The organism is Tenacibaculum sp. SM2510, assembly GCF_057002845.1.
The window spans coordinates 2,896,894-2,904,982 of sequence record NZ_CP192703.1 but is presented as its reverse complement, the minus strand read 5'-3'; the positions used below and the strand labels follow the sequence as shown (position 1 = coordinate 2,904,982).

Annotated in this window: 6 protein-coding genes; 5 read left to right on the top strand and 1 reads right to left on the bottom strand. The window is 32.1% G+C overall.

From position 1 onward, the window contains the following. The first annotated feature begins 173 nt into the window (after positions 1–173). From ACQ629_RS13130 to secA, 4 genes are all read left to right on the top strand, one after another. Positions 174–581, top strand: coding sequence for an acyl-CoA thioesterase (locus tag ACQ629_RS13130; RefSeq protein ID WP_483705693.1), 408 nt, complete (start codon positions 174–176; stop codon positions 579–581). A 9-nt stretch (positions 582–590) separates the two neighbouring features. Continuing rightward, positions 591–1,163 (top strand): cob(I)yrinic acid a,c-diamide adenosyltransferase, encoded by a 573-nt coding sequence (locus tag ACQ629_RS13125; RefSeq protein WP_483705691.1) that lies wholly within the window; start codon positions 591–593, stop codon positions 1,161–1,163. A gap of 100 nt (positions 1,164–1,263) precedes the next feature. Further along, on the top strand, positions 1,264–1,485 hold the full coding sequence (locus tag ACQ629_RS13120) for a DUF2795 domain-containing protein (protein WP_028889331.1): 222 nt from the start codon (positions 1,264–1,266) through the stop codon (positions 1,483–1,485). Between the two features lie 126 nt (positions 1,486–1,611). Then, positions 1,612–4,962: a preprotein translocase subunit SecA gene (secA, locus tag ACQ629_RS13115; protein WP_483705688.1), complete on the top strand. Its 3,351-nt coding sequence runs from the start codon at positions 1,612–1,614 to the stop codon at positions 4,960–4,962. A gap of 143 nt (positions 4,963–5,105) precedes the next feature. On the opposite strand, the gene ung is transcribed toward secA, so the two are convergent. Beyond that, positions 5,106–5,768 carry a uracil-DNA glycosylase gene (gene ung / locus ACQ629_RS13110; protein ID WP_483705686.1) on the bottom strand — a complete coding sequence of 221 codons (663 nt, stop codon included), beginning with the start codon at positions 5,766–5,768 and terminating at the stop codon, positions 5,106–5,108. A gap of 37 nt (positions 5,769–5,805) precedes the next feature. Between ung and ACQ629_RS13105 the strand changes: the two genes are divergently transcribed. Next, complete coding sequence (locus ACQ629_RS13105) at positions 5,806–8,013, top strand: endonuclease MutS2 (protein WP_483705684.1); 2,208 nt, start codon at positions 5,806–5,808, stop codon at positions 8,011–8,013. The last annotated feature ends 76 nt before the right edge of the window (positions 8,014–8,089 follow it).

Genomic DNA, 8,089 nt, shown 5'->3' with positions numbered 1-8,089 from the left:
TTGGGTTAAAAACAATTTTTATTTGTTAATTTTTATTCGATTTTTGGGGACTACAGGTATACCTGTTTGAGCGAACAAAAGTGTGAATAAAATTCAGTATAAAAAAATCAATCTCCTATTGATTCTTAATTATTTTTTACGTATCGTTAGTGCAACTTAAAAACAAAATAATTTTGTTAAAAAATAAAACGACAATACGTATCCGGTATTCTGAAACTGATCAAATGGGCGTTGTATACCACGGTAATTATGCGCAATATTTTGAGGTCGGCCGCACAGAACTGCTGCGTTCTACAGGTGTTACCTACAAATATATGGAAAAAACTGGCGTAATGCTACCTGTTATTTCATTATCCTGTAATTTTAAAAAATCTGCCGTATATGATGATGAAATAACAATTACTACTATCATTAAAAAAACACCTACTGTTAAAATAGAATTTGACTATAAAATCACCAATCAAGACAATCAATTAATTTGTACAGGTAACACTATTTTAGCTTTTATAAATATGGAAACAAAAAAACCAATGCGTTGCCCTAAATATATTTTAGAAAAACTAATTTTACAAAAACAATAAAAAAGCATAATGAAAATATATACTAAAACTGGTGATAAAGGAACTACTGCTCTTTTTGGCGGAACTAGAGTTCCTAAACACCATTTACGAATTGAAAGCTATGGTACTGTAGATGAATTAAATTCATACATCGGTTTAATAAGAGATAAAAACACAGATGAATTATTAAGGAATTCTCTTTCTAAAATTCAAAGTGAATTATTTACAGTTGGTGCAATGCTTGCAACTCCACCAGAAAAAGAAACCTTAAAAAATGGTAAAGAGCGTTTAAATATAAATAAAATTACAGATGCTTCTATTAAGTTTTTAGAAGATCAGATGGATTTCATGAATACGAACTTACCGCAAATGACTCATTTTATTTTACCAGGAGGACACGAAACTGTGTCATTCTGTCACATAGCACGTTGTGTATGCCGAAGAGCAGAGCGCTTATCAGTAGCTTTAAATGAAGAAGAAGAAATTAACAGTGCTGTTTTAATGTATTTAAACCGACTTTCTGACTATCTTTTTGTGCTGGCACGAAAATTGTCCCAAGATTTAAACGCAGAGGAAGTTAAATGGATTCCTGAAAAACTATAACTAAGTTCTTTTTTTATTGATTTCACATTTTTTTAAAAAAAACTTGACTTTCTCCAAAAAAAAATTATTTTTGCGAGAATCTTACTAAACAGATAAATAAATGTATTGGACACTTGAACTAGCATCATATTTAGCAGATGCGCCTTGGCCTGCAACTAAAGACGAACTAATCGATTACGCTATTCGTACAGGAGCGCCTTTAGAAGTGGTTGAAAATTTACAAGATATTGAAGATGAAGGAGATTCATATGATTCGATAATTGAAATTTGGCCAGACTATCCGACTGAAGAAGATTATCTTTGGAACGAAGACGAATACTAAAAAATACAATCATAAAAAGTCTCTAATTAAGAGGCTTTTTTTTTGCTTACTTTTAAGCATAAAACACAACTATATAATTAACGCTACTAACCAAAAGTTAACTAGCTATAAAACAATATTTTACAAATGAGCGTTTTAAATTCGATTCTAAAACTTTTTGTTGGTGACAAACAACAAAAAGACCTAAAATCTCTACAACCGATTATTGAAAAAGTACGATCTTTTGAGAATTCATTAAATGATTTGTCTAACGATCAACTACGAGCAAAAACAATCGAATTTAAATCGAAGATAGAAGATGCCACTAAGTCTTTTACTGAAACGATAACAACATTAGAAAAAGAAGCTTTAACTGCTGATATTGATCGTCAGGAAGAAATATACACTGAGGTTGATAAATTAAAAGACGAATCTTACCAAACATCGGAAGCTGTTTTATTAGATATTATGGCTGAAGCTTTTGCTGTAGTTAAAGAAACGGCTAAACGTTTTACAAATAACGATAAGATAGAAGTAACTGCAACTGCTTTTGATAGAGAATTATCAGCAACAAGAGAACATATTACCTTAGAAAACGACAAAGCTTATTGGGCAAGCTCATGGGATGCTGCAGGTAAAGAAGTTACTTGGGACATGATTCATTATGACGTACAATTAATTGGTGGATCTGTTTTACACAATGGTAAAATTGCAGAAATGATGACAGGTGAAGGTAAAACATTGGTATCTACCCTACCTGTTTTCTTAAATGCCTTAACTGGTAACGGTGTGCATGTAGTAACCGTAAATGATTACTTAGCAAAACGTGACCGCGCTTGGATGGCACCAATTTTTGAATTTCATGGTTTAAGTACCGATTGTATCGATTTTCACCAACCTAATTCTGAAGCTCGTAGAAAAGCATACAATGCCGATATTACATACGGTACCAACAATGAGTTTGGTTTCGATTATTTACGTGATAATATGGCTAGTGCTAAAGACGATTTAGTACAAAGAGCGCCGAATTACGCTATTATTGATGAAGTAGATTCTGTTTTAGTTGATGATGCTCGTACGCCTTTAATTATTTCTGGTCCTGTACCACAAGGAGACCGTCATGAGTTTAACGAATTAAAACCATTAGTAGCCGATTTAGTTTCACTACAAAATAAATATTTAGTAGGTGTTTTAGCAGAAGCTAAAGCATTGCTAAAAGAAGGAAACACAAAAGATGGTGGTTTCTTATTATTAAGAGTTTACCGTGGTCTTCCTAAAAACAAAGCGTTAATTAAGTTTTTATCTCAAGAAGGAATCAAGCAAATTCTTCAAAAAACAGAAAACTTTTACATGCAAGACAATAATAAGTTGATGCCAGAGGTTGATACTGAATTATGGTTTACTGTTGAAGAAAAAAATAATCAAATTGATTTAACAGACAGAGGAATTGCTCATTTATCAGAAAAAACAACAAACGACACCTTTTTCGTTTTACCAGATATTAGTGTTATCGTAGGTAAAATTGATAATAGTGATGATTCTCCTGAAGAAAAAGCAAATCAGAAAGAAGAATTATACCGCGATTTTAGTATAAAAAGCGAACGTATTCATACTATGAATCAACTTTTAAAAGCATATACTGTTTTTGAAAAAGATGTTGAATATGTGGTAATGGATAATAAAGTAATGATTGTTGATGAACAAACCGGTCGTATTATGGACGGTCGTCGTTACTCTGACGGATTACACCAAGCATTAGAAGCTAAAGAAAACGTAAATATCGAAGATGCAACACAAACATTTGCAACCGTTACTTTACAAAACTACTTTAGAATGTATCGCAAGCTATCTGGTATGACAGGTACTGCAATTACAGAAGCTGGTGAATTTTGGGAAATCTACAAATTAGATGTTGTTGAAATTCCAACAAACAGACCTATTCAAAGAGATGATAAAGAAGATTTAGTTTACAAAACTACTCGCGAAAAATACAACGCTGTTATTGATGATGTTGTAGAATTATCTAATCAAGGTCGCCCAGTTCTTATCGGAACAACTTCTGTTGAAATATCAGAATTATTAGGTAGAATGTTACAAATGCGTAAAATTCCTCATAATATATTAAATGCAAAATTACACAAACGTGAAGCGGATGTTGTTGCCGAAGCAGGTAATGCTGGTGTAGTAACCATCGCAACAAACATGGCAGGTCGTGGTACCGATATTAAATTATCAGAAGAAGTAAAAAAATCTGGTGGTTTAGCTATTGTTGGTACAGAACGTCATGATTCTCGTCGTGTAGACCGTCAGTTACGTGGTCGTGCAGGTCGTCAAGGAGATGTTGGTTCTACGCAGTTTTATGTAGCACTAGATGATAACTTAATGCGTTTATTTGGTTCTGACAGAATTGCTAAAATGATGGATAGAATGGGATTAAAAGAAGGTGAAGTAATTCAGCATTCTATGATTTCTAAATCTATTGAAAGAGCTCAAAAGAAAGTAGAAGAAAATAACTTTGGTATTCGTAAGCGTTTACTTGAGTATGATGATATTATGAATGCACAACGTGAGTTTGTTTACAAACGTCGTCGTCATGCATTAGATGGTCAGCGTTTGCAAATTGATATTGCAAATATGATTTATGATACTTGTAGCTCTATTGTTAAGCAGAACAAAATGAATAGCGATTATAAGAACTTCGAGTTCGAATTAATTCGTTTTTCATCAATGACCTCTCCTTTCTCTGAAGAAGAATTCAATAAATTAACAGAAGAAGATTTAACAGATAAATTATATGTTATTGTTTCTGATCATTATAAAAACGATACAGAAAGACATGCAGACAGTGCTTTTCCTGTAATTAAAAATGTTTTTGAAACAGAAGGTGATCGTTACGAACGTATTGTGGTTCCTTTTACAGATGGTGTAAAAACATTACAAGTTGTTACCAATTTAAAAGAAGCATACGAATCTGAAGGAAAGTCATTAGTAAACGATTTTGAAAAGAATATTACGTTATCTATTATTGATGAAAATTGGAAAGATCACTTACGTAAAATGGATGAGTTAAAACAAACCGTTCAAAATGCTACGTATGAGCAAAAAGATCCTTTATTAGTTTATAAGTTTGAAGCTTTCGAGTTATTCCAAGAAACTGTTGATACGATTAACAAAGAGGTTTTATCTTTCTTATTTAAAGGTCAATTGCCAAGTCAAGATGCTTCACAGGTATCAGAAGCAACTGAGCAAAAAAGAGAACAATTAGATACTCGTAAAGACGAGGTTCAAAATTCTTCTCAACAAGCAATGAACAGAGCTCGTAATCAGCAAACTCAAGAAGAGCAAGTTATTGAAACGGTAGTTCGTGAGCAACCAAAAATTGGTCGTAACGAAAAAGTTACCATCAAAAATATTATGTCTGGCGAAGAGAAAGAAGTTAAATACAAACAAGCAATACCTTTATTAGAAAAAGGAACTTGGGTATTATACAACAAATAAAATATTCTTAATTTTATAGTAAAAAGCTTGGTAATTAAATTATCAAGCTTTTTTTTGTCCTTTTTTTATTTTTTTAGAGTATGTAAATTTAAGAGTATTAAAATTCGTCTTTCTGAATTCATTTTTAAAGCAGCCATTTTATTTTACCAATTAATAACACCTGAATTTATACTTTTTAAAAAAGCATTAGTTTTAGAAAAATGACCGCTACCAAACCAACCTCGCCAAGCTCCTAATGGTGACGGATGCGGTGCTTTAAAAATGGTGTGCTTTTCTAAATCAATAACACCTCCTTTTTTTTCTGCAAATTTTCCCCAAAGTAAAAACACAACATTTTCTTTTTCTTCGGATATTTTTCTGATAACAACATCGGTAAATTCTTCCCAACCCTTTTGCTGATGACTCCCCGCCTCTCCTTCTCTTACCGTTAAAGTGGCATTTAGCAACAAAACTCCTTGTGTAGCCCAACGAGACAAATCTCCCGAAACAGCATACGGAATACCAACATCTGTTTCTACCTCTTTAAAAATATTTTTTAAAGAAGGCGGATGCTTAACTCCATCATGAACCGAAAAACACAATCCGTTTGCCTGTCCTTTTCCATGATATGGGTCTTGCCCAATAATTACCACCTTTAAATCATTAAAAGAGCAATAATTAAAAGCTGCAAAAACTGCTTCTTTATCCGGGAAACAGGTGTGATTATCATATTGATTATCAACAAAACTGGTTAAATTTTTAAAATAGGGCTTTTCAAACTCAGTTTGTAAAATATTTTTCCAGCTATCACTAATATTTAGTTGCATTGTTTGTTATTTTTGCTTCGGTTTCAAATATACTATTTTGACTAAAAACATTTCAGAAAAGACACTTCAAGATTTAGAATTCACAACAGTTTTAGAACAAGTTGCAGAACATTGTATTACAAATTTAGGTAAAGAAAGAACACTTGCTGTTCAGCCTATATCAAATAAAAGAAAATTATTTTTCGAATTAAATTTAGTAAACGAATACTTATCTTCTTTTGAAAACGAAAACAGACTTCCGAATCACTTTTTTGAAGATATTACAGAAGAAACTAAACGATTAGCTATAGAAAATAGTTTTTTAGAAACCGAAGCTTTTTTAAGAGTTGCTACAGTTACAGAAACTGTAAACGAAATGAAAAAGTTTTTAAAAAAATTTCAAACCTACTACCCTACTTTATTTACGTTAAGTGATCAGATAGAACTTACTACTTTTGTTTCTGATAGTATAAAAGAAATAATTACTTCTTACGGTAAAGTTGCAGATAACGCTTCGCCTGTTTTAAAACAAATACGAAAAGATGTTAATAACGTTCGCGGAAAAATATCTGAAAGTTTCACGCATGCGTTAAGCAGAAATATTGCCAACGGTTATTTAGATGATATTAAAGAAACTATTGTAGATAATCAGCGTGTTTTGGCTGTTACAGCAATGCATCGCCGAAAGATTAAAGGAAGTTTATTAGGCGCTTCTAAATCGGGTAATATTGTTTATATCGCGCCACAAGCCACCCTTGCGTATAGTAGAGAGTTGCAAAACCTGATTTATGAAGAAAAGCAAGAGGTTGTTAAAATACTAAGAGCCTTGGCTAGTAAAATTCACCCTTTTACGCCTTTATTAAACGAATATACGCTCTTTTTAACGCATTTAGATGCAGTTGCTGCTAAATCTAAGTACGCGAAAAGCATCAACGGGTTATTGCCTAAAATTACCAAAGAAAAAAAGATTTTTTTTAAAGATGCTTATCACCCTGTGTTATGGAAAAAGAATAAAGATCAGAATAAAAAAACATTTCCTCAAACGATTCAGTTAGACGAGAAACAGCAAATTATTGTTATTTCTGGTCCCAATGCTGGTGGAAAAAGTATTACTTTAAAAACAATTGGTTTATTACAGTTGATGTTACAAAGCGGATTATTAATTCCTGTTCACGAGCGTAGTGAAACAACGTTATTCAACACCATATTAACAGATATTGGAGATAATCAATCTATAGAAAACCAACTAAGTACTTATAGTTATCGATTAAAGAATATGCGTTCTTTTTTGAAAAAATGCGACGACAGCACTTTGTTTTTAATTGATGAATTTGGTACCGGTTCTGATCCTGAACTAGGTGGTGCTCTGGCTGAAATTTTCTTAGAAGAATTTTATGAAAGAAAAGCATTCGGAATTATTACAACGCATTATGCTAATTTAAAAGTATTGGCAAACGAACTAGATAATGTTACCAATGCAAACATGCAGTTTGATGAACGTACTTTAGAGCCTTTATATAAATTATTTATAGGACAAGCAGGAAGCTCATTTACTTTTGAAGTTGCTCAGAAAAACGGAATTCCGTACAGCTTAATTAACAGAGCTAAGAAAAGAGTAGAAACGGAGAAAATTAGATTAGACAAAACCATTTCTAAGCTTCAAAAAGAACGTAATCGTTTACAAAAAACGTCCGACAGTTTGGTTGAACAGAAATCTAAAGGTCAAGAACACATTGAAAGCTTACAAGAGAAAGAGCAAAAAATGCAGAGTAAACTTTCTGGTTTTCAGGAGTTATACGATAACAACCAACGAATGCTTACCTTAGGTAGAAAAACAAATGAATTACTGAATAAATATTTTCAAACCAATAACAAAAAGGAGTTATCTACCGAGTTTTTTAAATGGGTTGCCGCAGAAAACACAAAACGTATAAAAAAAGCACCACTTAAAAAACTAACCAAGCTAGAAAAAAAGCAAGATAAAATTACTACTCAGAAGCAACAAGAAGCTATAAAGAAGTTAGAAAAAGAAGTGCTTCAAAAAGTAGTAAAAGTTAGAGCTGAAAAGAAAGAGGAAGCTAAAAAGATAGCCATTGAAAAAGCGGCTTACCTATATAAAATAAATGATCGTGTTCGCTTAATTGATGGTAATTCTGTTGGTACCATTGATAAAATTGAAAAGAAAACAGTGTTTATTAACTATGGTGTTTTTACCACTAAAGCGAAACTAGAACAGTTAGAGTTGGTAGAACGTGCTAAAAAATAGTTAATCACCTCTTTAGTTTTTATTCAAAAAAAAGAACTTCGCTAACTGTTGATATAACGAATTGAAACTCTTAATA